Origin of the sequence: Pseudomonas sp. NPDC087697 (assembly GCF_044743155.1) — a bacterium.
Lineage (GTDB): Bacteria > Pseudomonadota > Gammaproteobacteria > Pseudomonadales > Pseudomonadaceae > Aquipseudomonas.
The window spans coordinates 44,155-68,780 of sequence record NZ_JBIUVW010000009.1; the positions used below are offsets into that span (position 1 = coordinate 44,155).

The window sequence follows — 24,626 nt, forward strand, 5'->3', positions numbered from 1 at the left end:
TTGGCCGCGGTAGAGTTCTTCACGTTTTTCCATGATGGGCTCCGCTTGCTAAGTAGAGGGGCTAGGCGATATGTCGCCAGTCGAGCCCTGAATCTTGATCGGCCAATTGCAGCCAGTCCGGGTCGCACCCGAGGGTGTCGACAAAACATTGCCGGGCCAGCTGCGGCAGGTTGTTCTTGCTGCTCAGATGGGCCAGTACCAGGTGTTGCAGGTCCTGCCAGCCCAACTCGGCCACCAGGCTTGCGGCCTGATGGTTGTTCAAATGTCCCAGTTCACCGCCTACCCGCTGCTTGAGAAAGTACGGGTAGTGACCGCGTGCCAGCAGGTCACGGCAGTGGTTGGATTCGATCATCAACGCATCGAGATCCCGATAGCCATCCAGCACCGTGGCGCAGTACGAACCGAGATCGGTCAGCAGGCCGAAACGCCGCGAACCGTCACTGAAGACGTACTGCGTCGGTTCCTGTGCATCGTGGGCCACGGCAATGACGCCGATACTCAGCCCGCCGATCTGCAGCTGATCACCACCGGCCACAAAGCCTGCCGGCTCAATCGGTTTGCGCATCCCGCGCAGGGTGCCACGACTCAGGTAGACAGGAAGATTGTAGCGCCGAGACAGCAAACCCACGCCATGCACGTGGTCGGCATGTTCGTGGGTCACCAGTATCGCGCTCAGCTGCGTCGGGTTTACACCCAGACGCAGCAAGCGTTTTTCGGTTTCGCGCAAGGAGAAACCACAATCGACCAGGACGTACGTGTCATCACTGGCTATCAGCGTGCCATTCCCTTGGCTACCACTGCCGAGAACGGCAAAACGCATTTGATCAGCCCAGGTTGTCCTGAATCACGCCCAACACTTTGCGCGCCACTTCAGCCGGCGCAACGGTGTTGATGTTCTTCTCGACGGTGACTTGTACGTTCTCGCCAACCTTGCTCAGGCGAACCTGATAACGCTCGGCACGGGCTTCAACTTCTTCCTTGGCCGGCTTGCTGCCAAACAGACCGCTGAAGAAACCTGGCTTCTCGTCCTTCTTCTCGGCTTTTTCGGCGAGGTTGATGTAGTACAGGCCCAGGCTGCGGTTGATGTCTTCAACACGCCATTCGCCCTTCTCCAACGCACGCCCAACGCTCGACCAGGCACGGTCAAGGTCGGTACCGACGTTGAGCACCGGGTTACCGCTGCCGTCTTCAGTCAGGCTGACACGGTTTGGCGTATCGAAATCACGCGAAGCGAGCATGGAGACCGAACCGCCCTTCTCCGACGTACGGCTCATGCTGGCGAGCATGTCGTCGATCAGCGCAGCGTCCAGGCCGGTGTTGACCGAACGGTTGGTGAACGCGACATCAGAAGTGCTGCCGGCAGCGCGCTCGGCGCTGACCACGTAAATTTCACTGGTGTTGCGCTGCACGCCTGGCTCGACGCGCACCCGCACGCGGGTTTCGCTATCGGACGCAATGCCGGCACTGGTCATGCGTTTGGCCATCGCCGCGGAAAGCTGGTCAGGACGCTGCCAGCCCGTGGTGAACTCACCGGTTTGCGGGCGCTGTTCATCCAGACGGAAACCGTTGTCCTGGAAGAACTGCACAGCCACTGGCCAGACTTCAGCCGGTGGATGCTGGGCCATGACCCAACGCGAGTCGCCGCTTTTTTGCAGGCTGTAACTGCTGGCATCGGCAATCGCCGACAACGGCTGCGGACGAGGAACGATGTATTCACCCTTGAACGTGTCATCGGCCACGTTGCGCGGAATCGGCAACAACGGGTCCAGACGCTTGGAGGTATGAACATCCGGCGGCAGTTGCATCGGTGCAGTCTGTTGCGCTTCCAGGTAATCGCTACCACGGTCACGGAAGTAACCTTCCGGGCCCCAGATCCATCCGCAGCCACTGGTGCTGGAGATAATCAAGGCAAGTGCGGAAAGTCCGGCCATTCGCTTCATGCGTTGTACTTCCTCAATTAAACCAATACGCCGGACTGGCGCATGGCCTGTCGCAGCGGTTCGTGACAGGCTTCGCTGAGCCAGGTGAGCGGCAGACGGATACCGTCCGGCATCAAGCCCATTTCATGCAGCGCCCATTTCACGGGGATAGGGTTGGATTCTATAAACAGGGTTTTATTGAGCGGCATCAGCTTTTCGTGGATCGCCCGGGCTTTCACGGCGTCGCCGTTCAGGGCGGCGATGCACAGGTCGGCCATGGCACGCGGCGCAACGTTGGCGGTGACCGAAATGTTGCCTTTGCCGCCGAGCAGGATCAGCTCGACTGCGGTGGCGTCGTCACCGGAAATCACCAGGAAGTCCTTGCTCACGCCGTCGAGGATGGCCTTGGCGCGCGAAAGATCGCCCGTGGCTTCCTTGATACCGATGATGTTCTTCACGGTCGACAGGCGGATGACCGTCTCGGCCAGCATGTCGCACGCGGTACGACCCGGCACGTTGTAGAGGATCTGCGGGATGTCGACAGCTTCGGCGATGGCCTTGAAGTGCAGGTACAGGCCTTCTTGCGTCGGCTTGTTGTAGTACGGCGTTACCAGCAGGCACGCATCGGCGCCGGCAGTCTTCGCGTTTGTGGTCAGCTCGATCGCTTCGCGCGTCGAATTGGCGCCAGTGCCGGCGATTACCGGGATGAGACCATTGACCTGCTTGACCACGCGACGAATCACTTCGATGTGTTCGTTCACGTCGAGGGTCGCCGACTCACCTGTGGTGCCGACCGCCACAATAGCGTGGGTGCCGTTTTGCAGGTGAAAGTCCACCAGTTTGCTCAGGCTGTCCCAGTCAAGACGACCCTGTGCATCCATGGGTGTGACCAGTGCCACCATACTGCCCGCAATCATGCAACCGCTCCTGCCGGAAAAAGAGAGCGGTAATGGTACTGGCGCCAAGATGCTTGTACAAGCGAAGTACTGCGCTCGCGCCATTCCCCTAGGCGCCGGTTTTCGCTACCCTTCAGACTTTGATCGATACCGACAGGCTCGTACGCCGGGTTCCAGCCTCCATTTTCGGCCTCACAAGCCCCGATCCTGCGTTGCCGCCTACCCGATCTCGCCCCACTGGAGCTCGTCGCAACCATCTGGCCCGGGCTTTTTGATTTCGCATCCGGACGCCCACCCCGACGAATCGGCCATAGACGTACCGACCGCTCATCGCTTTAGGAATGCTGCATGTCCACCCCCACAGTTCGCGAACAATTCCTTGTTATCAGTGCCCTCGGCGCCAACCCCATGGAGCTGACTAACGTCCTGTGCCGCGCCAGCCATGAAAATCGCTGCGCCGTGGTCACCTCCCGCCTGACTCGCCATGGCGAATGCAGTGCGCTGGTTCTGCAGATATCCGGTACCTGGGACGCCCTGGCGCGCCTGGAGGCCGGCTTGCCGACCCTGGCCAAAAAGCACGCCTTTACGGTCAACGTAGTACGCAGTGCCGCGCTGGAAAACCGTCCGCAAGCCTTGCCGTATGTGGCCTACGTCAGCTCGGCTTACCGCTCGGACATCGTCAATGAGCTGTGCCAGTTCTTCATCGACCACAACGTCGAGCTGGAAAACCTGACCTGCGACACCTATCAGGCTCCACAGACCGGCGGCACCATGCTCAACGCAACCTTTACCGTGACCTTGCCGGCCGGTGTGCAAATCAGCTGGTTGCGCGATCAGTTCCTGGATTTCGCCGACGCGCTGAACCTGGACGCGCTGATCGAACCGTGGCGCCCACAGAACCCAATGTAAGGAAGCTCCCATGGCCGTTGCTATCGACCAACCTGTCGCCGACTTCGAAGCGCCTGCCACCAGCGGGCAGACTGTCAGCCTCGCGGCCCTCAAGGGCAAGCAAGTGGTGATCTACTTCTATCCCAAGGACAGCACGCCGGGTTGCACCACCGAAGGCCAGGGCTTTCGCGACCAGTATGCGCAGTTCACGGCGGCCAACACTGAAGTGTTCGGCGTGTCACGCGACAGCCTGAAGTCCCACGAGAACTTCAAGTGCAAGCAAGAGTTCCCGTTCGAGCTGATCAGCGACAAGGACGAAGCCATCTGCCAGCTGTTCGACGTGATCAAGCTGAAAAAACTCTATGGCAAGGAATACATGGGCGTCGATCGCAGCACCTTCCTGATCGACAAGAACGGCGTGCTGCGTCAGGAATGGCGTGGCGTGAAAGTGCCGGGCCACGTTGATGCGGTTTTGGCTGCGGCTCAGACACTCAACAAGGCCTGATTATTTCGGCGTCTGTTCGGACGCCTTCGCGAGCAAGCTCGCTCCCACAGTTGACCGAGTTGTTCAGACATACACGGCCTAATGTGGGAGCGGGCTTGCTCGCGAAGAGGCCCGTCTGCCAACACACATCTAAAAATCGGTGGCTACAATAACGGCGCGACAATCGGTTCCTTGCGCGGCCAGGCATCCAGCACTGCCTTGAACAGGGTGGCCAGCGGAATCGCGAAAAACACGCCCCAGAACCCCCACAGTCCGCCAAACAGCAGCACTGCGCAGATGATCGCTACCGGGTGCAGATTGACCGCCTCCGAAAACAGCAGTGGCACCAGCACGTTGCCGTCCAGCACCTGAATGATCCCATAGACCGCCATCAGGTAGATGAACTGGTCGCTCCAGCCCCACTGGAACAAGGCAATCAGCAGCACCGGCACGGTCACCACCACCGCACCGACATACGGCACCACCACCGAAACGCCGACCAACAGCGCCAGCAGTGCCGCGTAGTTGAGCCCCAGGACAACAAAGCCGATGTAAGTCACCCCACCGCAAATGACCATTTCCATGACCTTGCCGCGAATGTAATTGGCGATCTGCCGGTTCATTTCTTCGGCAACACGGGTGATCAGCGCACGCTCACGCGGAAGATACCCGCGGACCCACTGCCCGATCATCGCCCGGTCCTTGAGGAAGAAGAACACCAGGATCGGCACCAGCACCAGATAGATCATGATGTTCACCAGCAGCGGCAGGCTAGACAGCGAGAACGTCAACGCCCATTGACCAAACTTGCCGATCTCGCCCCGCGCCACTTCGATGGCCTGCAGCACCTGTTCATCGGACACCAGATGCGGATAGCGCTCCGGCAGCAACAACAGCAACGACTGCCATTTGGCGAACATGCCCGGCAGTTCGTTGAACAAGGTAATCAGTTGATGCCAAAGCAACGGCACCACCACGACCATAAACACCAGCAACATGCCCATGAACAACGCGAACACCAGCCCGACCGCCACACCACCTGGCAAGCGCAGGCGTTCCAGGGTAATGACCAGGCCTTGCATCAGATACGCCAGCACCATCCCCGCCAGCACCGGCGCGAGCATTCCGCCCAGAGTCAGGACCGCAGTGAAAGCGAGGAAGAGCAGAACGGCCAGAACCACGGCCTCCTCATCGGAGAAGTAGCGCTGAATCCAGTCGCGTAACACTTTGAACATCAATATTCCTTAACAATGGACGCTGCAAATTCAGGCTTTTTTCAGCCAATAGCGATAAACGCCAGCCTCGTCTTCTTCACGAAGCAGTGTATGACCGGCCAAACGGGCAAAGGTGCGGAAGTCGCGCTGCGAACCCGCATCGGTGGCGATGACCTTGAGTACTGCGCCGCTGGCCAGGCGATTGAGTTCCAGCTTGGCCTTGAGCAGCGGCAACGGACAGTTCAACCCGCTGGCGTCCAGTTCGGCGTCATGCTCTACAGCGTCGGTCATTGCTTCACTCCGGATAGGTGGTTGAGTGGTCTAGAATATCTGGTCGCAACGCATGTGTCCGGCTACAGTAAGGTCTTTGTCGACTAAGGCTTCGTGCATGACTTTTCTGCGCCCCACCCTGCTGACGCTTGCTTGCCTGCTAGCCTCACCGGGCTTCGCCGACGACCTGCCGTCACTTGGCGATGCCAGTTCTGCCATCGTATCGCCACAGCAGGAATACCAGTTGGGCCGCGCATGGCTGGCGATGCTCCGCAGCCAGGTGTCACAGCTCAACGACCCACAGCTCAAGGATTACGTCGAAACCAGTGTCTACAAACTGGTGGAAACCAGCCAGCTCAACGACCGGCGCCTGGAGTTCATTCTGATCAACAGCCCGCAACTCAATGCCTTCGCCGCACCAGGCGGGATTGTCGGGGTCAACGGCGGCCTGTTTCTGAATGCCCAGACCGAAGGCGAATACGCCTCGGTACTCGCCCACGAACTGGCTCACGTGTCGCAACGCCACTTTGCTCGCGGCATCGAAGCTTCGAAACGCATGCAAATCCCGATGATGGCCGCTCTGCTCGGCGGGATCATCGTGGCAGCGGCTGGCGGCGGAGACGCCGGTATCGCTGCCATCGCCAGCACCCAGGCAGCGGCCATTCAGGAGCAACTACGCTTCTCCCGGGAGAAGGAGCAGGAGGCCGACCGTATCGGTATGCTCAACCTCGAGAAAGCCGGTTACGACCCGCGCTCGATGCCGACCATGTTCGAACGTCTGATGCGCCAGTACCGCTTCGCCTCCAAACCGCCGGAATTCCTGCTGACTCACCCGGTCACCGAATCGCGGATCGCCGACACCCGCAACCGTGCTGAGCAGTTCAAGCTGGGCGGCAAGGAAGACAGCCTGACGTATCAATTGATTCGCGCGCGCGTCCAGTTGTTCTATGAAGACTCTCCAGGTCTTGCCGCTAAGCGCTTTCGCATCCAACTCGATGAAAACCCGAAAAACGACGTAGCTCGTTATGGTCTGGCAATCGCCCAGATCAAGGGCAGCCTGTTCAACGACGCCCGCGAGAACCTCAAGCCGTTGCTGGCCAAGTCGCCTGACGAAATCATCTACAACCTGGCGCAAGTCGATCTGGACATCACCAACAATCGCCTGCCGGATGCACAGACGCGGGTCGACCGGATGCTCGTGCTGTACCCGCACAACTATCCGCTGAATCAGGTGCGGGTCGACTTGCTGCTCAAACAGAACCGCCCGGCTGACGCCGAGAAAGCCCTTGAAGTCTTGCTCAAGAGCCGTCCGAACGATCCGGACGTCTGGTACATGGTGGCCGAGACTCGTGGCCTGTCCGGCAATATCATTGGTTTGCATCAGGCCCGCGCCGAGTACTTCGCGCTGATCGGCGACTACCGTCAGGCGATCCAGCAACTGGACTTCGCCAAACGCCGCGCCGGCACCAACTTCCCACTGTCGTCACGCATCGATGCGCGTCAACGGGAACTGATGGAGCAAGAGCGCTTGATCAAGGACATGATGGGCTGACATTTCTTTGACCCATAAAAAAACGCCTCTTTCGAGGCGTTTTTTTATTCAGCGACTAACCGGTTTACTCGGCCAGTTTGAAGGTAATGAAGCTGGCACGGCCTTGACGCAAGACCCGCATCGACACCGAGCGGTTCTTCGGCAGTGCCTTGGCGATTTCCGTGAACTCCTTGGCCGAACCAATCGCCTGATTGTTCAAATGAGTAATCACATCGCCTGGCTGCAAGCCGATCAGGGCAGCAGGACCGTCCTGCACCTCCTTGATCACCACACCACCCTTGAGGTCGAAGGCTTTCTTCTGCTCATCGCTCAGCTCGACCACGGCTACTCCCAGTCGATTGCTGCTGCGCTCGACACCGGACTTGGCCAGGGTATCGAGCTCTTTGCCTTCTTCCGGAATCGCGCCAACCGTCAACTCGACGTTTTTATGCTTGCCGTCACGAATCACTTCAAGATTGGCCTTGGCACCGGCCTTGAGCGCGCCAACCAGATGCGGTAGATCCGCTGACATGATGATCGGTTGACCGTTCATGTTCAGGATCACGTCACCGACCTGCAAACCACCTTTCGCGGCCGGGCCGCCGTCCTGGATCTGAGCTACCAGCGCACCGGCCGGTTTTTCCAGACCGAAGGACTCAGCCAGATCCTTGCTCACCTCCTGAATGACCACGCCCAACCAGCCACGGCTGACTTTGCCACCGCTTTTCAGCTGATTGGAAACATCCATGGCGACATCGATCGGGATCGCGAACGACACGCCCATGAAACCACCGGAACGGGTGTAGATCTGCGAGTTGATCCCCACCACTTCGCCCGCCAGGTTGAACAGCGGACCTCCGGAGTTACCCGGGTTGATCGGCACGTCGGTCTGGATGAACGGCACATAGTTTTCGTTCGGCAGGCTACGACCAATGGCGCTGACAATGCCCTGGGTCACGGTGTGGTCAAAACCAAATGGAGAACCAATGGCGACAACCCACTGCCCGGCTTTCAGGTCTTGGGATTTACCCAGTTTCAGAACCGGAAGGTCTTTGCCATCGATCTTCAGCAGGGCCACGTCAGAGCGTGGGTCTGTGCCGATCAGTTTGGCCTTGAGTTCACTGCGATCAGCCAGGCGCACGAGGATTTCATCTGCGTCAGCGATCACATGGTTGTTGGTCAGAATGTAGCCATCAGGCGAGATGATGAACCCCGAACCCAGGGATTGCGCTTCACGCTGGCGACCACGAGGCGAACGCTGCTGTGGCGGCATGCCACGCTCGAGAAACTCGCGCAGCGCCGGCGGCAAGCCTTCCAGGTCCGGAATATCCTGATTGGAGACCTTGCGATCAGGCAGTTTCTGCGTGGTACTGATGTTCACCACCGCAGGCGAGGCTTGCTCGACCAACTGCGTGAAATCAGGCAGTTCGGCCGCCTGGGCACTGATTGCCTGACCGAGTACTAATACAGCGGCAAAAATGGAGAGGTAGGATTTCAAACGTGGTATCGACATACGGCTCCCGTTACGACGAGCATGGTTAAGCGATATGGAACAAGGAATACCGGGAAACATACACCGGTACTTTTGTTCCGGAAACAACAAAGAAGGCCAGAGCCGTGGGGCTCTGACCTATAGAAAATTTTTGGGGATTTTGCAAATAGAAATGTTCACCAAACATTTCGACATCTCAATTGTGGAATGGACAATTGCTGGCCTCTTCACAACTAACTGGCTGCTCGATGAGCATCACTGGATCAACTCACTGCTTGGCCGCAGTGGCATCGGTACGCATGGAGAGCGCAATCCGCTCAGCGGTGCCAATCGGAATCTCACCAACTACGGTAACCATCATCTCGCCATCCGGCGTCGTCAAACGCCGTGAGACCGCGACGGTCGGGCCTAACTGAGTACGTGTATCGGTAACCACTGCGCCATTGAGCGGCTCCAGGAATACCGAAAAACGCGCCAGACCATCGTCATACATCAGACTGCTGACCTGGGCTTTGGTATCCGGATCCTTGTGCGCGCTACTGCTGCTGAGTTCAAAGCCTGGCGGCAACCAGTCGGAATGCCATACCTGAGCGGCTTTCACCGCTGACGCCTTGTCGCTGTCGAGCGCCACAGCCTTGCATTCGGAACTCGCTTGCAGATCACGCTCAGCCGGTGCGTCAGTATCCAACCGGGTAAACTGGAAACGCTCCAGCAACTGCCCCTTGTCATTCAACAGCAATGACTTCAACGGCAGGCCGGTTTCGCGGTCCAGATGCAATTCAAAACCATAACGATGCTGATCACGCGGCGTCAGTGAAACAATCACCGCCGGGCGCCCAGCCACACGCGACTTGCCGATTACGGCAAGGTCGTACCAATTCTTGAGCTTTTGTGGATCAAGTGCACGAGCAGAAGAGTCGGGAGTATCCCCCAGCCCCGCCACCAGGTTACCGCTGACGCATTGTGTATGCCCATCAATGCGCACGACTTCCTGAGCAGAACCGTCGAGCTGAAGCAAACGCTCGCGGACCTTTCCATCCTGGACGCGATGCCAGATGTTGTGGGTAGAAAAACTACCGTTACGCTCGTAGACAAAAGTACCCTGGAAGCTTTGCTGTTGTTCGGCCTGACTCAGACGGGTCAACCAGTCCTGAGCGTCATCGGCATAGGCTGGAACAACAAACCAGCCAGTGAGCAGCAGCGTAAGTAGAGGTATGGCGCGCATGATCCTCCTTAACGGTTTTCCAGGCTTGCCGCACGGGCATAAGGCAGAGCGCTTTCAGTGCCTTTCAGTGCAGCTTGTTGAGCATGTTGGCGCAAGTAGCCTGGTAGACGCTGATCATGCCAGCCTGGCTGACCTTGCAATACGCCGTTGGCCATAGGGCCAGTGGCTTCCGAACTCTCATTGTAGCCTGCCAAAACGGCTGGACCTTTTACTTGAGGAACGGCCAGACCCGGTTGAGTGGAGTGTTGGGCCAATTCGACACCGGCGATCTCATCGTGGTTGTACAGACGCACGCCAGCCAGAACAGCAAGGGTCACCGATGCGGCCACCGCCAGACGACCCACGCTACGCCATGGACCACGAGTGGCTTTTGCCGGTACGGCTTCGTCAGCCAATGCTTGCGAAACGGCAGAAGCAATATCCAGACGCGGGATCAGCAGGTCCTTGTGCATGACTGCCCGAGCGATCTGGTAACGGGCCCAGGTCTCGCGGGTTTCAACATCGTCAAAGGCATTTAATACCCGACGCAATTCCAGTTCGTCCGCTTCGTTATCCATCACTGCGGACAGCGATTCCTGCAGGGCTTCACGACTCATGGCGGTTCCTCTCTTGGCTGTCGCCGCTGTCTCAGCTTTCCTGCAACAACGGCTGCAGGGCTTTGTCGATGGCTTCCCGAGCGCGGAAAATCCGGGAGCGCACGGTACCCACCGGACACTGCATGACGCTCGCAATGTCCTCGTAACTCAGACCATCGAACTCACGTAAAGTTAAAGCCGTACGCAAATCTTCTGGCAGTTGCTGGATGGTTCGATGGACGGTGCCTTCGATCTCATCACGCAGCAATGCTCGTTCCGGCGACTCGAGATCCTTGAGGCCATGATCGCCATCGTAGAACTCTGCATCCTCAGAACTGACATCGCTATCCGGCGGCCGACGGCCGCGTGAAACCAGATAGTTTTTCGCCGTATTAATGGCGATGCGGTAAAGCCACGTATAAAACGCGCTGTCGCCGCGAAAATTTCCAAGTGCACGGTAGGCCTTGATAAAGGCTTCTTGTGCGACATCCTGGGCTTCATGGGTGTCGTGCACAAAACGCACGATCAACCCGAGAATTTTGTGCTGGTATTTCAGCACTAGCAGATCGAAAGCACGCTTGTCGCCGCGTTGAACGCGCTCGACCAGCTGCTGATCCTCTTCCTGGGTTAGCATGAACACTCCTCGATGAGCTCGGAGGAGGCTTGCATAACTAATCGATCAGGCTTGCAAACATAGACTCGGGCTTTTCGCAAAAGTTCTCCCCCTCCAAGCAAGTTTCCTGCGTGCTCTGATTTGGCACACACGAAAGACGCAGCACGGGCTGGGCCGGCTGCGCGAATAATCTTGTCGTCGAATCCGCCCGCAAGGGCCAAAACATAAATCCTGCGTGAGGCCGACGCTGTCCCTTGTTTCAGGCAACCTTCTATTGAGCTTGAGTGCTTGGCAAAGTTCCCAATCTTTATAGTCGCGCCAAACGAACAATGTGTGACCGTGCGGCGAAAAATAGCGCTTCATCGGCGATCAGGCTGTCTTAGCGCCGACCCAAGGGGTAAATTGTCCTACACAACAACCTACCTTTTTCGTCACAGTAGTTTCATATTGCCACGTAGACCCGACTATTGTGCCGATCCACCCCTCTATATACTAGTGCGCTGTGTGGCTGTCTCGACTCGCCGATTCAGGTGTCTTGCGCCAACCCCGACCCGGGTCGCTTTGAGCGGAATCCTGAAATGAGCCAACAGTTTCAACACGATGTTCTGGTAATTGGCAGCGGCGCTGCCGGTTTGAGTCTGGCACTGACCTTGCCCGATCATTTGCGCATTGCCGTACTGAGCAAAGGCAATCTCGCCAACGGTTCAACCTACTGGGCCCAGGGCGGTGTCGCTGCAGTGCTGGATGACACCGATACCGTTGAATCCCATGTCGATGACACCCTCAACGCTGGCGGCGGTCTGTGTCACGAAGACGCTGTGCGGTTTACCGTCGAGCACAGCCGCGAAGCGATTCAATGGCTGATCGATCAGGGCGTACCGTTCACCCGTGACGAACAGTCCGGCACTGAAGACGGCGGCTTCGAGTTTCACCTGACCCGCGAAGGCGGTCACAGCCATCGACGCATCATCCATGCCGCCGATGCCACCGGAGCTGCGATTTTCAACACCTTGCTGGATCAAGCACGGCAACGACCGAACATCGAGTTGCTGGAGCAACGGGTCGCCGTTGATCTGATTACCGAAAAGCGCCTGGGCCTGGAAGGTGATCGCTGTCTTGGCGCCTACGTGCTCAATCGCGGCACTGGCGAAGTTGATACCTACGGCGCGCGTTTCGTGATCCTCGCCTCCGGCGGTGCAGCGAAAGTTTATCTCTACACCAGCAACCCTGACGGCGCTTGCGGCGACGGCATTGCCATGGCTTGGCGTTCGGGCTGCCGGGTGGCGAATCTGGAGTTCAACCAGTTCCACCCCACCTGCCTCTACCACCCGCAAGCCAAAAGCTTCCTGATTACCGAAGCCCTGCGCGGTGAAGGCGCGCACTTGAAGCTGCCGAACGGCGAACGCTTCATGCAGCGCTTTGACCCGCGTGCCGAACTGGCGCCACGGGACATCGTCGCCCGGGCCATCGACCATGAAATGAAGCGTCTGGGTATCGACTGCGTGTACCTGGACATCAGCCACAAGCCTGAAGCCTTCATCAAATCGCACTTCCCGACGGTGTACGAACGCTGCCTGGAATTCTCCATCGACATCACCAAGCAGCCGATCCCGGTGGTTCCGGCCGCGCATTACACCTGCGGTGGCGTGATGGTCGACCAACACGGTCGCACCGATGTACCAGGCCTGTATGCGATTGGCGAAACCAGCTTCACCGGCCTGCACGGTGCCAACCGCATGGCCAGCAACTCACTGCTGGAGTGCTTTGTCTACGCCCGCTCGGCGGCGGCAGACATTCTTGAACAACTGCCGCAGGTCGCGATTCCGAGCGCCCTGCCCGCCTGGGACGCCAGCCAGGTTACCGATTCCGATGAAGACGTGATCATTGCGCACAACTGGGATGAACTTCGGCGATTCATGTGGGACTACGTGGGCATCGTGCGCACCAACAAGCGCCTGCAACGCGCTCAGCATCGTGTGCGCCTGCTGCTGGACGAGATCGACGAGTTCTACAGCAACTACAAGGTCAGCCGGGATTTGATCGAACTGCGCAACCTGGCTCAGGTGGCCGAGCTGATGATTCGCTCAGCCATGGAGCGCAAGGAAAGTCGCGGCCTGCATTACACCCTCGATTACCCGAACATGCTGCCAGAGGCGCTGGACACTATTCTGGTGCCGCCCACCTACGCCGACTGAACTTGAGCCGGACCCGCAGGCGTCGGTGAACATCCGCCGCCTGCGCATCGCGCGGCACACAGATCGCCCGTACCCGCCGCTCACCGCGCAAACGAAAACGCAACACGACGACCAACGGTAGCGCCAGGCTGTCTGGACGTAATTGCACTGCTTGCCAACCCGACAGCTGATTCCACAACTGCCAACCATCGGCGTCCCGACGCAAGCCGCGGAATGCCTGCGGGTGCGTCAGAAGAATCTGTCGCGGCAGCATCCAAAAGCCGTGAGCCACGCACAGCGTAATGCCGAGCAAACTGGCCCATACCGGTAAAGAGAGCAGAAACAGCGAACCCAGCGCGAACAGCTGGGCGAGAAGATAAGCCGCCAGCAATTGCCGTGAGGCATGCCAGCGGCATTCAAACGAGTTACTTGGGTTGGACACGGTCCAGAATCATCCGAACCATGCGCTGCAGCTCAGGGTCTTCCGATTCGGCGCGTTCCATGAACCAGCCGAACATGTCCTGATCTTCGCATTCGAGCAGTTTGCGGTAGCAATCGCGATCGACATCGTTGAGGTGCGGATAGACCTCTTTGACAAACGGCACGAGCAATACGTCAAGCTCGAGCATGCCGCGACGGCTGTGCCAGTAGAGGCGGTTCAGTTCAACATCTTCGACCATGGAGCGCTCCTCAAATAGAGCGCAAGTATACAGCCCCGATCCCTGTCGAACAGTCGGCTTTGGTCGGGCACCATCGAACCTTTGTGAACTACCCATTTCAAGGGCGCCCCCTTATGATGTCCTCCAGACTCTTTACCCTGCGATGACCCATGGCTGATTCTGCTTTTTTCTGCACCTTGTCCCATGAAGGCGTGCTCGCCGTCCGCGGCTCCGATGCCAGCAAGTTCCTTCAGGGACAATTGACCTGCAACCTCAATTACCTGAGCGACACCCAAGCCAGTCTCGGTGCACGCTGCACCCAGAAAGGCCGCATGCAGTCGAGCTTTCGCATCCTGCTTGAAGGTGACGGGGTTCTGTTGGCGATGGCCAGCGAATTGCTGGAACCACAACTGGCGGACCTGAAAAAGTACGCGGTGTTCTCCAAATCCAAGTTGACCGACGAAAGCGCCGCCTGGGTTCGCTTCGGTCTGCAGCACTCAGAAGCCGTCCTGTCCGGCCTGGGCCTGGCGCTTCCCCGGGAAGACGGCGCAGTTGCCCGTGCGGGCGGTCTGATTGCCATTCGTGTTTCATCTGATCGCGTCGAGCTCTGGGCGGCGGCCGGTCAGGCCGGCACCTTGCGCAATACGCTGGCCGCACTGCTGCCTGAAGGCGATCTGAACCAGTGGCTGCTCGGGCAGATCCGCGCCGGCATCGGCCAGGTCATGCCGCAGACCCGCGAGCTGTTCATTCCGCAGATGCTCAATCTGCAAGCGGTGGGCGGCGTGAGTTTCAAGAAAGGTTGCTACACCGGCCAGGAAATCGTCGCGCGAATGCAGTACCTGGGCAAACTCAAACGTCGGCTGTATCGCCTGCAACTCGACGCCACCGAACTGCCCGAGCCCGGCACCGCACTGTTTTCCCCAACCCACGGCAGTTCCATTGGTGAAGTGGTGATCGCCGCTCGCGCCGAACAGAACATCGAGCTGTTGGCGGTGCTGCAGGCCGAAGCTGCGGAAAGTGGCGACCTGCACCTTGGCGCCCTCGAGGGCCCGGCCCTGCACCTGCTCGACCTGCCTTACCAACTGGATCGTGATCGCGAGATCCAGCGTTAATTGCAGCATTTTTTTGCAATACCCTAGAGAAACTAAATGAGCGAGCTGGCGGAAAAGGTCCAACAGGATTTGGTTGAGGCCATCGATAACGATGACCTGGTTCTGCCAACGTTACCGGAAGTGGCCTTGCAGATTCGCAAGGCCGCCGAAGACCCGGAAATCAGCGTCGCCACCCTGAGCAAAGTCATCGGCCGCGACACCGCGCTATCAGCGCGATTGATCAAGGTGGTCAACAGTCCGTTGCTGCGTGCTGCTCAGGAAGTGACCGACCTGCACACGGCAATCACCCGACTGGGCATCAATTACAGCAGCAACCTGGCTATCGGCCTGGTCATGGAACAGATTTTCCACGCCCGCTCCGAAGTGGTGGAACAGAAGATGCGCGAAGTCTGGCGCAAGAGTCTGGAAATCGCTGGCGTCAGCTATGCACTGTGCCGCAGCCATACCCAGTTGAAACCGGATCAGGCGGCTCTTGGCGGGCTGGTGCATCAGATCGGCGTGCTGCCGATTCTGACCTACGCCGAAGACCACTACGAGCTGCTGTCAGACCCGGTCAGCCTCAACCATGTCATCGAGCAGATTCATCCGTTGCTCGGCGACAAGCTGCTGCAGGTCTGGGAATTTCCGGAAATGCTGGTGAAACTGCCGGGGCTGTATCTGGACTTCAAGCGCCAATCCAAGCAGGTCGATTATGTCGACCTGGTGCAGATCGCCAGCCTGTATTGCCACAAGGACACCGATCACCCCCTGTCCAGAATTGATGTGCTCAGCGTGCCAGCGTTCAAAAAACTGGGGATTGATCCAGAGAACAAGGCGATGTGCAGTGATCTGGATGAGTCACGATCAATGTTTTATTGACCTATCCCCGTAGGAGCTGCCGCAGGCTGCGATCTCTTCAGGCACTTGAAGATCAAAAGATCGCAGCCTGCGGCAACTCCTACGGTTGTTATCCTGCAATAAAACTTACGCGAACCTTCAACCCGGCCTGCGCGCCATCGTGCAGGCTGATCTGGGCCAGATGAGCGCGGCAGATTTCACCGACAATCGCCAGGCCGAGGCCTGAACCCGCCACCTGCTGATTACGCCGATAAAAGCGCTCGAACACCCGGTCGCGCTCCTCAAGAGGAATCCCCGGCCCATCATCCTCAACCTCAAGCACCGCTGGCGCACTGACGCGCAAGATCACGTTGCCGCCGGGTGGCGTGTGGGCCAAGGCGTTATCCACCAGGTTGCTCAACAATTCATTCAACAGTGTTGGCTCGCCACGCAGCCACACTGGCTCGTCAGCCTCCAATGCCAGAGCGACGCCCCGTGCATGGGCCAGTGGCGCCATGGCCATGCCCAACTCACGAGCCAGTTGACTCAGATCGAGCAACTGCGCCCCACCCTCGGCAATCGCCCGCGCACCGTTCTCGACGCGTGCAAGCGAAAGCAATTGATTTGCCAAATGAGTCAGTCGATCAGTGCCTTGTGCGGCACTCTCCAATGTGTTTCGCCAGGTTTCTGGCTCGCTCGCCCGCAACCCCAATTCCAGCCTTGCCTTGAGTGCCGCCAACGGCGTTCGCAACTCATGGGCCGCATCGGCGATGAACTGCGCCTGACGCTCGAACTGCCCACGTAAACGTTCGGTGAAGTGGTTAAGGGCGCGCACCAGCGGCCACAATTCGCGCTGCACTTCCACCAACGGCAAAGGCCGAAGGTCATCCGATTGCCGCTCTTCCACCACAGTGCGCAAACGCTCCAGCGGGCGCAATGCCGCGCTCACCGCAAACCACACCAACAGCAACGCCCCCACCGCCAGCATGCCCAGACGCAGCAGGGTATCGGTCATCAGGCTGCGGGCCATGCGCACGCGCGCCTCGTCGGTTTCCGCCACGCGGATTTCCGCCATGCCATTCATGTTCGGCTCGATCACCGGCTTGAGCAGGCTCACGACCCTCACGTTCTGCCCTTGGTAAATGGCGTCATAGAACCGCGCCAGCGCTGGGTAGTCGTCGGTTCGCGGTGTACCGGGCGGTGGCCCGGGCAGGTTTTCGTAACCGGAAATCAGCTGCTGATGGATGTCGTTGACCTGGTAGTAAATCCGCCCGGCGCTGTCGTTGACGAAGGTGTCCAGCGCCACGTAAGGCACATCGGCGCTGAGACTGCCGTCTCGCTGGGAAAGGCCGGCGGCGATGGTTCGCGCCGAGGCCAGCAAGGTTCGGTCATATGCCGTGTCGGCCGCTTCGCGACCGTTCCAGTAGGCACTCAAACCGCTGGCGATCATCAACACCACCAGCAGCAACGCGAGGTTCCACAATAACCGCCAGCGCAGACTGCCGGGCTTATGCATCGCGGGCTTCCAGCAGGTAACCGAGCCCCCTGAAGGTCACGATCGCCACCGCGTGGCCGTCGAGTTTTTTGCGCAAGCGGTGGACGTAGATTTCGATGGCATCAGGGCTGGCCTCTTCGTCCAGGCCGAACACTTGCGAGGCCACTTGCTCCTTGCTCATCACTCGCCCAGGGCGCGCGATCAACGATTCGAGCACCGCTTGTTCGCGGGAGGTCAAGGTCAGCAAATCATCACCAAGGGTGAAGCGCCGGGTGTCCAGGTCATACACCAATACGCCGCAACGTTGCTGGCGCTCGCCACCCAATACGCTGCGGCGTAACAGTGCCTTGACCCGCGCTTCCAGCTCGGTCAGTTCAAAGGGTTTGGCCAGGTAGTCGTCGGCACCGAGGTTGAGCCCATGAACCCGATCCTTGACGTCGCTGCGGGCCGTCAGCATCAGCACCGGCAGGTTTTTACCACGACTGCGCAATCGCGCCAGCACCTCGAAACCGTCCATGCGCGGCAGGCCGACATCAAGGATCGCCACCGCGTACTCCTCGCTGTTCAAGGCCAGGTCAGCAGCCACCCCATCGTGCAGCACATCGACGGTCAGACCGGTGCTCTTGAGCGCTTGTGCAACACTTTCGGCCAACTGCAAATGGTCTTCAACAAGAAGAACACGCATGGATTTCTACCTCATTCGGGGATGGTCGACGCCATTCTTTGGCGCGGAGTTTACAGCCGCATCCGCCGCTGTGAAGCCCGAAAACCGTGAAAGTCTGCTGAAAGGTTCGTGAAAGGTTGGATCGCTAGAGTCCAGTCACGGGCAGTTTCGATTGCCATACACAGGCAGTAGATACCCGAAAACGCCTCAAAGCGTTTTCGCCAACAAGAACAATAACGGAGTCGCTCAAGATGCTGTCTATACAGCCAAAGGCATGCCTGCCTGCTTGTTATTCCCGCCGCGGCTCCACCCCCCTCACCGGAGTCTCGCGGCTCAGTGAACCGGCCTTCACTCGAAGACAGTCGCGCGCCCCTCGAAATCCGCAACCTTTACTTCAACCGCGACGTTCGCGGCGGCACCAGCACCACCGGGGCTGGTGAGCGATAGCCTTGTACTTTGGTCATTAGACTCATCCAATAACAACAATATGGAGATTCACATGAACCCATCACTGCGTAAATTCGCCTTGGCGGCCAGCTGCATGCTGTTTGCCGGCCCACTGCTGGCCGATGTCGCCAGCGAACCCAAGCGCCCGGAATGCATCGCCCCGGCATCCCCTGGTGGTGGTTTCGACCTGACCTGCAAACTGGCGCAAAGCGCGCTGGTGAACGAAAAACTGCTGAGCAAACCGATGCGTGTGACCTACATGCCCGGCGGTGTCGGCGCGGTGGCTTATAACGCGGTTGTCGCCCAACGCCCTGCGGATGCCGGCACTCTGGTGGCCTGGTCCAGCGGCTCGCTGCTGAACCTGGCCCAAGGCAAGTTCGGTCGTTTCGATGAAAGCGCCGTGCGCTGGCTGGCAGCGGTTGGCACCAGCTACGGCGCCATCGCGGTGAAAAGCGATTCGCCCTACAAGAACCTCGACGATCTGGTTCAGGCGTTGAAGAAAGACCCGAGCAAAGTGGTGATCGGTTCCGGCGGCACTGTCGGCAGTCAGGACTGGATGCAAACCGCATTGATCGCCAAGGCCGCCGGAATCAACCCGCGTGACCTGCGTTACGTCGCCCTCGAAGGTGGCGGCGAAATCGCCACAGCCTTGCTGGGTGGCCACATCCAGGTCGGCAGCACCGACATCTCCGACTCCATGCCGCACATTCAGAGCGGTGACATGCGCCTGCTGGCCGTGTTCGCCAACGAGCGTCTGGACGAACCGGAAATGAAGGACATTCCGACCGCCAAAGAGCAAGGCTACGACATCGTCTGGCCAGTGGTTCGTGGCTTCTACCTCGGGCCAAAAGTCAGCGATGCGGAATACGCCTGGTGGAAAAACGCCTTCGACAAACTGCTGGCATCGGAAGACTTCGCCAAGCTGCGTGATCAGCGACAACTGTTCCCGTTCGCCATGACCGGGCCAGAGCTGGACACCTACGTGAAGAAGCAGGTAGCGGACTACAAACTGCTGGCCAAAGAGTTCGGCCTGATTCAGTAATCGCCTCTGTCTCGCGGCCACCCCCTTGCGCATCAAGGGGTGGCCCAGGAGTTTGTCATGCTCTTACAACGCATTTTTGCTTCGGTGCTGTTGCTGGCCTGTGTCGGCCTGGCACTCATGGCGTGGCCATATCAGGCCGCTTTCTCCTACGAACCGGTAGGGCCGCGGGCCTTCCCCTTGTTGATGCTGGGCCTGATGGGCCTGGGCCTGCTGTACATGCTGTTTCGTCCGACGCCGATCGTGCACAGCGAAGACGACCCGAAACTGGACCGCGAAACCCTCAACAAGATCGTCATCTGCATCGTGCTGCTGCTGATCTTCGCCGGTCTGTTCGAACCCTTGGGCTTCATCCTCAGCAGCATCCTGATCGGCATTCCGATGGCCCGCCTGTATGGCGGTCGCTGGCTACCCAGCGTGGCGATCATCAGCCTGATGAGCATTGGCCTTTACCTGCTGTTCGACAAGATGATGGACGTGCCGCTGCCCCTGGGTCTGCTCGACGTTCTGGAGAACTGATATGGATACTTTCGGCTATTTGGGTCAGGGCTTCGGCGTCGCGCTGAGCCCCTACAACCTGGTGACCGCGCTGTGCGGCACGCTGATCGGCACCGTGGTCGGCCTGCTGCCGGGCCTGGGTCCGATCAACGGCGTGGCGCTGCTGATCCCGATTGCCTTCGCCCTCGGCCTGCCCCCGGAGTCGGCGTTGATTCTACTGGCAGCGGTGTACCTGGGATGCGAGTACGGCGGCCGGATCAGCTCGATCCTGCTGAACATTCCGGGCGAAGCCTCCACGGTAATGACCACCCTCGACGGTTACCCGATGGCCCGTAAAGGCCTGGCGGGTGTAGCACTGTCGCTGTCGGCCTGGAGCTCGTTCATCGGTGCCTTCATTGCCACCTGCGGCATGGTGCTGTTCGCTCCGCTGCTGGCGAAATGGGCGATTGCCTTCGGACCCGCGGAGTACTTCGTGCTGATGGTGTTCGCCATCGTCTGCCTCGGCGGCATGGCCGGAGATCGACCGCTCAAGACCTTTATCGCGGCGCTGATCGGGCTGTTTCTCTCCAGCGTCGGGATCGACGCCAACAGCGGCGTCTACCGATTCACCGGGGACAACATCCATTTGACAGACGGGATTCAGTTCGTCGTGCTGGTGCTCGGCCTGTTCTCCATCAGCGAAATCCTTCTGCTGCTGGAAAAAACCCATCGCGGCCAGGAAGCGGTAAAAGCCACCGGCCGGATGATGTTCAATTTCAAGGAAGCGGCCTCGGTGTTCGTGGTGAACATTCGCTGCGGTCTGCTGGGCTTCATCATGGGTGTGTTGCCGGGTGCCGGTGCGACCCTGGCCAGTGCCGTGGCCTACATGACCGAGAAACGTATCGCCGGCGCCAAAGGCACCTTCGGCCAAGGCGACATGCGCGGTCTGGCCGCTCCAGAAACCGCTATCGGTGCGTCGGCCTGCGGCGCACTGGTGCCGATGCTGACCCTCGGCGTACCGGGTTCGGGCACCACCGCAGTGATGATCGGCGCATTGTCGCTGTACAACATCACCCCCGGTCCGCTGCTGTTCCAACAGCAACCGGACATTGTCTGGGGGCTGATCGCCTCGTTGTTCATCGCCAACATCATGCTGGTGATCCTCAACATCCCGATGATCCGCATCTTCACCCGCATTCTCGCGGTACCGAACTGGGCGCTGGTGCCGGTGATCGCGATCATTACCGGGATCGGCGTTTACGCCGTGCACGCGACCACCTTCGACCTGTTCCTGATGATCGGCATCGGCATCTTCGGCTACATCCTGCGCAAGCTGGACTTCCCGTTGTCGCCGGTCCTGCTGGGTTTCATTCTCGGCGGGTTGATGGAACAGAACCTGCGGCGTGCCTTGTCGATTTCCAATGGCGCACTGGAGATCCTTTGGTCGAGCCCGATCACGTTCGGTGTCTGGGTACTGACGGCGATCATGTTGCTGATGCCAATCCTGCGTATCTGGCGCAAACGTTCCGTGGCGCGGCGCGCTATCGCCTGAGGGACCGAGTCGAACCTATCGCGGGCGCCTGGCGCTTGCCCGCGATTGCAGTTTTCAAATCGGTGGCAACCGCCATTCGATCGGCGTCTCGCCATTCTGTTCAAGAAACTTGTTGGTGCGGCTGAAGTGCCCGCAACCGAGGAATCCGCGATAGGCGGACAGCGGCGACGGGTGCACCGACGTCAGCACCAGATGCTTGGTAGCGTCGATCAGTTTCTGTTTGCTCTGCGCATGAGCGCCCCACAGCAAAAACACCAGATGGGGCTGATGTTCGCTGACCACCTCGATGATCCGATCGGTAAAGTACTGCCAACCCTTGCCCGCATGGGCGTTGGCGCTGGCCCGCTCCACGGTCATGGTGGTGTTGAGCATCAGCACGCCCTGGTCGGCCCAGCTTTGCAGGTAACCGTGGTTCGGGATGTCGATGTTCAGGTCACGCTTCAACTCTTTATAGATGTTCACCAGCGACGGTGGCGCCGGCACGCCCGGTTGCACCGAGAAGCACAAGCCATGGGCCTGACCCGGGCCGTGGTACGGGTCCTGGCCAAGGATCACCACTTTGACCTTGTCCAGCGGCGTCGAGTTGAGGGCGTTGAAGATCATCGGCCCCGGCGGATAGATTTCCTTGCCTGCGGCGTTTTCCTGCCGCAGAAACTCGCGCAACTCTGCCATATAAGGCTGGTCGAACTCGGCACGCAGTGCTTCCTTCCAGGTCGGTTCGAGTTTGATACGGTCATCAGCAGTCATGGTTACACCCGAATGTTCAATGGGGCGAACCCTAGGAAAGCCCACCGCGCTTGTCAATTGATCTGACACAGATCCAGCACTTTCTCATACAGCGATCATACTGAACGTTCAATTCAGTCATCGAGGTCAAAATGAATCTGCACTTCGAAGAACTCACCGGCACGGACGGCGCACGCATCGGCATCGCCAGCCTGGATGCCGAAAAATCCCTGAACGCCCTCTCGCTGCCGATGATCAGGGCCTTGAGCGATCAACTGGAAGCCTGGGCCAAAGAGCCGCAGATTGTCTGCGTGCTGTTACGCGGTAACGGCGCCAAGGCGTTTTGCGCCGGCGGTGAGGTGCGCAGCCTGGTAGAAGCCTGTCGAAACCATCCTGGTGAAGTACCGCCCTTGGCCGCACAGTTTTTTGCCGCGGAATATCGCCTTGATTATCGCCTGCACACTTACCCCAAACCACTGATCTGCTGGGGTCATGGTTACGTGCTCGGTGGTGGCCTGGGGTTGCTGCAAGGCGCGAGCATTCGCATTGTCACCCCAAGCAGCCGCCTGGCCATGCCCGAAATCAGTATCGGTCTGTACCCGGATGTCGGCGCCAGTTGGTTTCTCTCGCGAATGCCCGGCAAGCTCGGCCTGTTTCTTGGCTTGAGCGGTGCGCAGATGAACGGACGCGACGCCATTGATCTGGACCTGGCCGACCGCTTCCTGCTGGATGAACAGCAGGAAGAGCTTATCGAAGGTCTGCTGCAACTGAACTGGCAGGAACAGACGCCGATGCAGCTCAACAGCCTGCTCAAGGCCCTGCAGCAAGAGGCCATCGGGCAAATGCCCGAGGCCCAATGGTTGCCGCGACGCCAGCAGATTGATGAGTTGCTGGATGTCAGCGACGTGCGCTGTGCCTGGCGCGCCATCAGTCTGTTGCGCGATCACCGCGACTTGCTGCTGGCCCGCGCGGCGAAAACCCTGCACGAAGGCTGTCCGCTGACCGCTCATCTGGTCTGGGAGCAGATCCAGCGCGCTCGGCACTTGTCATTGGCCGAGGTATTCCAAATGGAATACACCATGAGCCTGAACTGCTGCCGTCACCCGGAATTCAGCGAAGGTGTTCGTGCCCGCTTGATCGACAAGGACCACAAGCCGCGCTGGCATTGGCCGGACATCAATACGATCCCTGATGCGGTGGTCCAGGCGCATTTTCATAAAGTCTGGGAGGGTCGACATCCACTGGCGGATTTGTCGGGTTACTGAAATTTCAGGCGTAAAAAAAGCGGCGCTGAATGCGCCGCTTGTTCGTTGCAAGGCCTAACGGTGGCCGTCCCAATTGCGGCGGCCATCGCGACCATCACGGTCACCATGTCTGTCGTGATCACGCCCGTCACGATGCCCCCGATCATCCCATTCTCGGCGGCCATGGCCACCCTCTTCGCGATGACCCCAGCCATGGCGGTCGCGGTCATCCCAGCCACGGTTCTGGTAAACGCGGTACTCGACTCGCGGTGCTGCCTGGTAATAACGCGGCGGTGCTTGGTAATAACGCGGCGCTGGCTCGTAGTAGCGCGGCGAAGAGTAGTAACGCGCAGGCGGGGAGTAATAAGGTCCACCTCCGTAGTAATAAGCTGGCGCCGGCGAGGTGTAGACCTCAGAGCTGTAATTACCGGGACCTTCGTCGTAATAGGGTACACAAGCAGAAAGCGTCAAACCCAATGAAGCAATGAGAAGAAGTCGACGATACATGGCGGCCTCCTGGACCGCGAAAGAGCCACACCAGCGACGCTGGTCGGCGGCAGCCAATTCATCTGGCTGACGAAATATCTGACAGCAAAATCGGAATCTGGTGCGATTTTGAAACACATTGAAACAAGTAACAGATAACGCTTCTCGACCACCGATCAGCCTGCATAAAAAACGGCGCTTCCTTCGCCAGGAAGCGCCGCCAACGGAGAAACTGAAAAGCGATCAATCCGGTTCGACTCACCACGCTTTAACGATGCCCGTGATAGTAGCCACTGTGATAACGCCCCCCATGACCACCGTAGTAATAGGGGTAGTAGTAGCCGCCGTAGTAATAAGGCCAGTATCCGCCGTAAAAGCGAGGGCCGTAGTAGTAATAACCGCCGTAGTAATAAGGCGAGTAGTAACCACCGTAGTAATAAGGTGCTGGCGCTGTGTACACCGCAGTACCGTAATAGCCGGGTTCTGCGTAGTAGTAACAGGCAGAAAGACTCAAACCAAGCAACGCACCGAGCAAGATTCGACGATACATGGCGGCCTCCTGGACCGCAGGCAGCACATACCAGCAACGCTGGTCGGCGTCAGTCGGAACACTGAGTGGCTGACACCT

The 24,626-nt window shown here is 58.9% G+C and carries 26 protein-coding genes; 10 read left to right on the top strand and 16 right to left on the bottom strand.

Annotated features, from left to right (window positions below; genetic code table 11):
• Positions 1-61: 61 nt before the first annotated feature.
• Genes ACIPIN_RS09330 through dapA form a run of 3 tightly spaced genes read right to left on the bottom strand, consistent with a single transcriptional unit; the run spans position 62 to position 2,836 of the window.
• Complete coding sequence (locus ACIPIN_RS09330) at positions 62-820, bottom strand: MBL fold metallo-hydrolase (protein ID WP_401117730.1); 759 nt, start codon at positions 818-820, stop codon at positions 62-64.
• A 4-nt stretch (positions 821-824) separates the two neighbouring features.
• On the bottom strand, positions 825-1,940 hold the full coding sequence (gene bamC, locus ACIPIN_RS09335) for an outer membrane protein assembly factor BamC (protein WP_401117731.1): 1,116 nt from the start codon (positions 1,938-1,940) through the stop codon (positions 825-827).
• A 17-nt stretch (positions 1,941-1,957) separates the two neighbouring features.
• Positions 1,958-2,836 carry a 4-hydroxy-tetrahydrodipicolinate synthase gene (gene dapA / locus ACIPIN_RS09340; RefSeq protein WP_401117733.1) on the bottom strand — a complete coding sequence of 293 codons (879 nt, stop codon included), beginning with the start codon at positions 2,834-2,836 and terminating at the stop codon, positions 1,958-1,960.
• A gap of 327 nt (positions 2,837-3,163) precedes the next feature.
• On the opposite strand from dapA, the gene ACIPIN_RS09345 reads away from it, so the two are divergent.
• Positions 3,164-3,724 (top strand): glycine cleavage system protein R, encoded by a 561-nt coding sequence (locus tag ACIPIN_RS09345; protein WP_123428076.1) that lies wholly within the window; start codon positions 3,164-3,166, stop codon positions 3,722-3,724.
• A 10-nt stretch (positions 3,725-3,734) separates the two neighbouring features.
• Positions 3,735-4,208, top strand: coding sequence for a peroxiredoxin (locus ACIPIN_RS09350; RefSeq protein WP_401117735.1), 474 nt, complete (start codon positions 3,735-3,737; stop codon positions 4,206-4,208).
• A gap of 143 nt (positions 4,209-4,351) precedes the next feature.
• Here ACIPIN_RS09350 and ACIPIN_RS09355 read toward each other — a convergent pair whose 3' ends face one another.
• Both ACIPIN_RS09355 and ACIPIN_RS09360 read right to left on the bottom strand, forming a co-directional pair.
• Positions 4,352-5,422 carry an AI-2E family transporter gene (locus ACIPIN_RS09355; protein ID WP_401117737.1) on the bottom strand — a complete coding sequence of 357 codons (1,071 nt, stop codon included), beginning with the start codon at positions 5,420-5,422 and terminating at the stop codon, positions 4,352-4,354.
• 30 nt (positions 5,423-5,452) lie between these two features.
• Complete coding sequence (locus tag ACIPIN_RS09360; protein WP_071551439.1) at positions 5,453-5,692, bottom strand: sulfurtransferase TusA family protein; 240 nt, start codon at positions 5,690-5,692, stop codon at positions 5,453-5,455.
• A gap of 97 nt (positions 5,693-5,789) precedes the next feature.
• On the opposite strand from ACIPIN_RS09360, the gene ACIPIN_RS09365 reads away from it, so the two are divergent.
• Positions 5,790-7,223 carry a M48 family metalloprotease gene (locus ACIPIN_RS09365; protein ID WP_401117739.1) on the top strand — a complete coding sequence of 478 codons (1,434 nt, stop codon included), beginning with the start codon at positions 5,790-5,792 and terminating at the stop codon, positions 7,221-7,223.
• 64 nt (positions 7,224-7,287) lie between these two features.
• Here the strand turns inward: ACIPIN_RS09365 and ACIPIN_RS09370 are convergent, their stop codons facing one another.
• The 4 genes from ACIPIN_RS09370 to rpoE all read right to left on the bottom strand — a co-directional run bounded on the left by ACIPIN_RS09370 (position 7,288) and on the right by rpoE (position 11,128).
• On the bottom strand, positions 7,288-8,715 hold the full coding sequence (locus ACIPIN_RS09370; RefSeq protein ID WP_401117741.1) for a DegQ family serine endoprotease: 1,428 nt from the start codon (positions 8,713-8,715) through the stop codon (positions 7,288-7,290).
• A 247-nt stretch (positions 8,716-8,962) separates the two neighbouring features.
• Complete coding sequence (locus ACIPIN_RS09375) at positions 8,963-9,919, bottom strand: MucB/RseB C-terminal domain-containing protein (RefSeq protein WP_401117743.1); 957 nt, start codon at positions 9,917-9,919, stop codon at positions 8,963-8,965.
• Between the two features lie 8 nt (positions 9,920-9,927).
• On the bottom strand, positions 9,928-10,515 hold the full coding sequence (locus ACIPIN_RS09380; protein ID WP_401117745.1) for a sigma-E factor negative regulatory protein: 588 nt from the start codon (positions 10,513-10,515) through the stop codon (positions 9,928-9,930).
• A 31-nt stretch (positions 10,516-10,546) separates the two neighbouring features.
• Positions 10,547-11,128, bottom strand: coding sequence for an RNA polymerase sigma factor RpoE (gene rpoE / locus ACIPIN_RS09385; protein ID WP_019692537.1), 582 nt, complete (start codon positions 11,126-11,128; stop codon positions 10,547-10,549).
• A gap of 557 nt (positions 11,129-11,685) precedes the next feature.
• On the opposite strand from rpoE, the gene nadB reads away from it, so the two are divergent.
• Complete coding sequence (nadB, locus tag ACIPIN_RS09390; protein WP_401117747.1) at positions 11,686-13,302, top strand: L-aspartate oxidase; 1,617 nt, start codon at positions 11,686-11,688, stop codon at positions 13,300-13,302.
• Here nadB and ACIPIN_RS09395 read toward each other — a convergent pair.
• Positions 13,271-13,723 (bottom strand): protein YgfX, encoded by a 453-nt coding sequence (locus ACIPIN_RS09395; RefSeq protein ID WP_401117749.1) that lies wholly within the window; start codon positions 13,721-13,723, stop codon positions 13,271-13,273. The two genes, nadB and ACIPIN_RS09395, sit on opposite strands and share 32 nt — an antisense overlap.
• Complete coding sequence (locus tag ACIPIN_RS09400) at positions 13,707-13,961, bottom strand: succinate dehydrogenase assembly factor 2 (protein ID WP_007944081.1); 255 nt, start codon at positions 13,959-13,961, stop codon at positions 13,707-13,709. Before ACIPIN_RS09400 ends, ACIPIN_RS09395 begins: the two co-directional genes overlap by 17 nt.
• Positions 13,962-14,110: 149 nt before the next feature.
• Here ACIPIN_RS09400 and ACIPIN_RS09405 point away from each other — a divergent pair, with 149 nt between their 5' ends.
• The gene (locus ACIPIN_RS09405; protein ID WP_401117752.1) at positions 14,111-15,052 is read left to right on the top strand and encodes a YgfZ/GcvT domain-containing protein; all 942 of its coding nucleotides are present in this window, start codon (positions 14,111-14,113) and stop codon (positions 15,050-15,052) included.
• A gap of 36 nt (positions 15,053-15,088) precedes the next feature.
• Positions 15,089-15,910 carry an HDOD domain-containing protein gene (locus ACIPIN_RS09410; RefSeq protein WP_401117754.1) on the top strand — a complete coding sequence of 274 codons (822 nt, stop codon included), beginning with the start codon at positions 15,089-15,091 and terminating at the stop codon, positions 15,908-15,910.
• Positions 15,911-15,998: 88 nt separating this feature from the next.
• Here ACIPIN_RS09410 and ACIPIN_RS09415 read toward each other — a convergent pair whose 3' ends face one another.
• A complete protein-coding gene (locus ACIPIN_RS09415; RefSeq protein ID WP_401117756.1) occupies positions 15,999-17,384 on the bottom strand; it encodes a sensor histidine kinase in 1,386 nt (461 codons plus the stop codon).
• Positions 17,377-18,048 (bottom strand): response regulator, encoded by a 672-nt coding sequence (locus tag ACIPIN_RS09420; RefSeq protein ID WP_401117758.1) that lies wholly within the window; start codon positions 18,046-18,048, stop codon positions 17,377-17,379. Before ACIPIN_RS09420 ends, ACIPIN_RS09415 begins: the two co-directional genes overlap by 8 nt.
• 478 nt (positions 18,049-18,526) lie before the next feature.
• Between ACIPIN_RS09420 and ACIPIN_RS09425 the strand changes: the two genes are divergently transcribed.
• The 3 genes from ACIPIN_RS09425 to ACIPIN_RS09435 are packed head-to-tail and all read left to right on the top strand — an operon-like array spanning position 18,527 to position 21,542.
• The gene (locus ACIPIN_RS09425; protein WP_401117760.1) at positions 18,527-19,516 is read left to right on the top strand and encodes a Bug family tripartite tricarboxylate transporter substrate binding protein; all 990 of its coding nucleotides are present in this window, start codon (positions 18,527-18,529) and stop codon (positions 19,514-19,516) included.
• Positions 19,517-19,573: 57 nt separating this feature from the next.
• Positions 19,574-20,032, top strand: coding sequence for a tripartite tricarboxylate transporter TctB family protein (locus ACIPIN_RS09430; protein WP_401117762.1), 459 nt, complete (start codon positions 19,574-19,576; stop codon positions 20,030-20,032).
• A gap of 1 nt (position 20,033) precedes the next feature.
• Complete coding sequence (locus tag ACIPIN_RS09435) at positions 20,034-21,542, top strand: tripartite tricarboxylate transporter permease (RefSeq protein WP_401117764.1); 1,509 nt, start codon at positions 20,034-20,036, stop codon at positions 21,540-21,542.
• Positions 21,543-21,596: 54 nt separating this feature from the next.
• Here the strand turns inward: ACIPIN_RS09435 and ung are convergent, their stop codons facing one another.
• Positions 21,597-22,289 (bottom strand): uracil-DNA glycosylase, encoded by a 693-nt coding sequence (ung, locus tag ACIPIN_RS09440; protein WP_401117766.1) that lies wholly within the window; start codon positions 22,287-22,289, stop codon positions 21,597-21,599.
• 131 nt (positions 22,290-22,420) lie between these two features.
• Here ung and ACIPIN_RS09445 point away from each other — a divergent pair, with 131 nt between their 5' ends.
• Positions 22,421-23,533 carry an enoyl-CoA hydratase/isomerase family protein gene (locus ACIPIN_RS09445; protein ID WP_401117768.1) on the top strand — a complete coding sequence of 371 codons (1,113 nt, stop codon included), beginning with the start codon at positions 22,421-22,423 and terminating at the stop codon, positions 23,531-23,533.
• Positions 23,534-23,587: 54 nt separating this feature from the next.
• Here ACIPIN_RS09445 and ACIPIN_RS09450 read toward each other — a convergent pair whose 3' ends face one another.
• Complete coding sequence (locus ACIPIN_RS09450; protein WP_401117770.1) at positions 23,588-24,019, bottom strand: hypothetical protein; 432 nt, start codon at positions 24,017-24,019, stop codon at positions 23,588-23,590.
• A gap of 247 nt (positions 24,020-24,266) precedes the next feature.
• Positions 24,267-24,548, bottom strand: a complete 282-nt coding sequence (locus ACIPIN_RS09455; RefSeq protein ID WP_401117772.1) for a hypothetical protein — start codon at positions 24,546-24,548, stop codon at positions 24,267-24,269.
• Positions 24,549-24,626 lie beyond the last annotated feature (78 nt).

Bases quoted from the DNA above. Each gene is read 5' to 3' on its own strand.
- ACIPIN_RS09330 (WP_401117730.1), bottom strand. From the start codon at position 820: ATGCGTTTTGCCGTTCTCGGCAGTGGTAGCCAAGGGAATGGCACGCTG.
- bamC (WP_401117731.1), bottom strand. From the start codon at position 1,940: ATGAAGCGAATGGCCGGACTTTCCGCACTTGCCTTGATTATCTCCAGC.
- dapA (WP_401117733.1), bottom strand. From the start codon at position 2,836: ATGATTGCGGGCAGTATGGTGGCACTGGTCACACCCATGGATGCACAG.
- ACIPIN_RS09345 (WP_123428076.1), top strand. From the start codon at position 3,164: ATGTCCACCCCCACAGTTCGCGAACAATTCCTTGTTATCAGTGCCCTC.
- ACIPIN_RS09350 (WP_401117735.1), top strand. From the start codon at position 3,735: ATGGCCGTTGCTATCGACCAACCTGTCGCCGACTTCGAAGCGCCTGCC.
- ACIPIN_RS09355 (WP_401117737.1), bottom strand. From the start codon at position 5,422: ATGTTCAAAGTGTTACGCGACTGGATTCAGCGCTACTTCTCCGATGAG.
- ACIPIN_RS09360 (WP_071551439.1), bottom strand. From the start codon at position 5,692: ATGACCGACGCTGTAGAGCATGACGCCGAACTGGACGCCAGCGGGTTG.
- ACIPIN_RS09365 (WP_401117739.1), top strand. From the start codon at position 5,790: ATGACTTTTCTGCGCCCCACCCTGCTGACGCTTGCTTGCCTGCTAGCC.
- ACIPIN_RS09370 (WP_401117741.1), bottom strand. From the start codon at position 8,715: ATGTCGATACCACGTTTGAAATCCTACCTCTCCATTTTTGCCGCTGTA.
- ACIPIN_RS09375 (WP_401117743.1), bottom strand. From the start codon at position 9,919: ATGCGCGCCATACCTCTACTTACGCTGCTGCTCACTGGCTGGTTTGTT.
- ACIPIN_RS09380 (WP_401117745.1), bottom strand. From the start codon at position 10,515: ATGAGTCGTGAAGCCCTGCAGGAATCGCTGTCCGCAGTGATGGATAAC.
- rpoE (WP_019692537.1), bottom strand. From the start codon at position 11,128: ATGCTAACCCAGGAAGAGGATCAGCAGCTGGTCGAGCGCGTTCAACGC.
- nadB (WP_401117747.1), top strand. From the start codon at position 11,686: ATGAGCCAACAGTTTCAACACGATGTTCTGGTAATTGGCAGCGGCGCT.
- ACIPIN_RS09400 (WP_007944081.1), bottom strand. From the start codon at position 13,961: ATGGTCGAAGATGTTGAACTGAACCGCCTCTACTGGCACAGCCGTCGC.
- ACIPIN_RS09405 (WP_401117752.1), top strand. From the start codon at position 14,111: ATGGCTGATTCTGCTTTTTTCTGCACCTTGTCCCATGAAGGCGTGCTC.
- ACIPIN_RS09410 (WP_401117754.1), top strand. From the start codon at position 15,089: ATGAGCGAGCTGGCGGAAAAGGTCCAACAGGATTTGGTTGAGGCCATC.
- ACIPIN_RS09415 (WP_401117756.1), bottom strand. From the start codon at position 17,384: ATGCATAAGCCCGGCAGTCTGCGCTGGCGGTTATTGTGGAACCTCGCG.
- ACIPIN_RS09420 (WP_401117758.1), bottom strand. From the start codon at position 18,048: ATGCGTGTTCTTCTTGTTGAAGACCATTTGCAGTTGGCCGAAAGTGTT.
- ACIPIN_RS09425 (WP_401117760.1), top strand. From the start codon at position 18,527: ATGAACCCATCACTGCGTAAATTCGCCTTGGCGGCCAGCTGCATGCTG.
- ACIPIN_RS09430 (WP_401117762.1), top strand. From the start codon at position 19,574: ATGCTCTTACAACGCATTTTTGCTTCGGTGCTGTTGCTGGCCTGTGTC.
- ACIPIN_RS09435 (WP_401117764.1), top strand. From the start codon at position 20,034: ATGGATACTTTCGGCTATTTGGGTCAGGGCTTCGGCGTCGCGCTGAGC.
- ung (WP_401117766.1), bottom strand. From the start codon at position 22,289: ATGACTGCTGATGACCGTATCAAACTCGAACCGACCTGGAAGGAAGCA.
- ACIPIN_RS09445 (WP_401117768.1), top strand. From the start codon at position 22,421: ATGAATCTGCACTTCGAAGAACTCACCGGCACGGACGGCGCACGCATC.
- ACIPIN_RS09450 (WP_401117770.1), bottom strand. From the start codon at position 24,019: ATGTATCGTCGACTTCTTCTCATTGCTTCATTGGGTTTGACGCTTTCT.
- ACIPIN_RS09455 (WP_401117772.1), bottom strand. From the start codon at position 24,548: ATGTATCGTCGAATCTTGCTCGGTGCGTTGCTTGGTTTGAGTCTTTCT.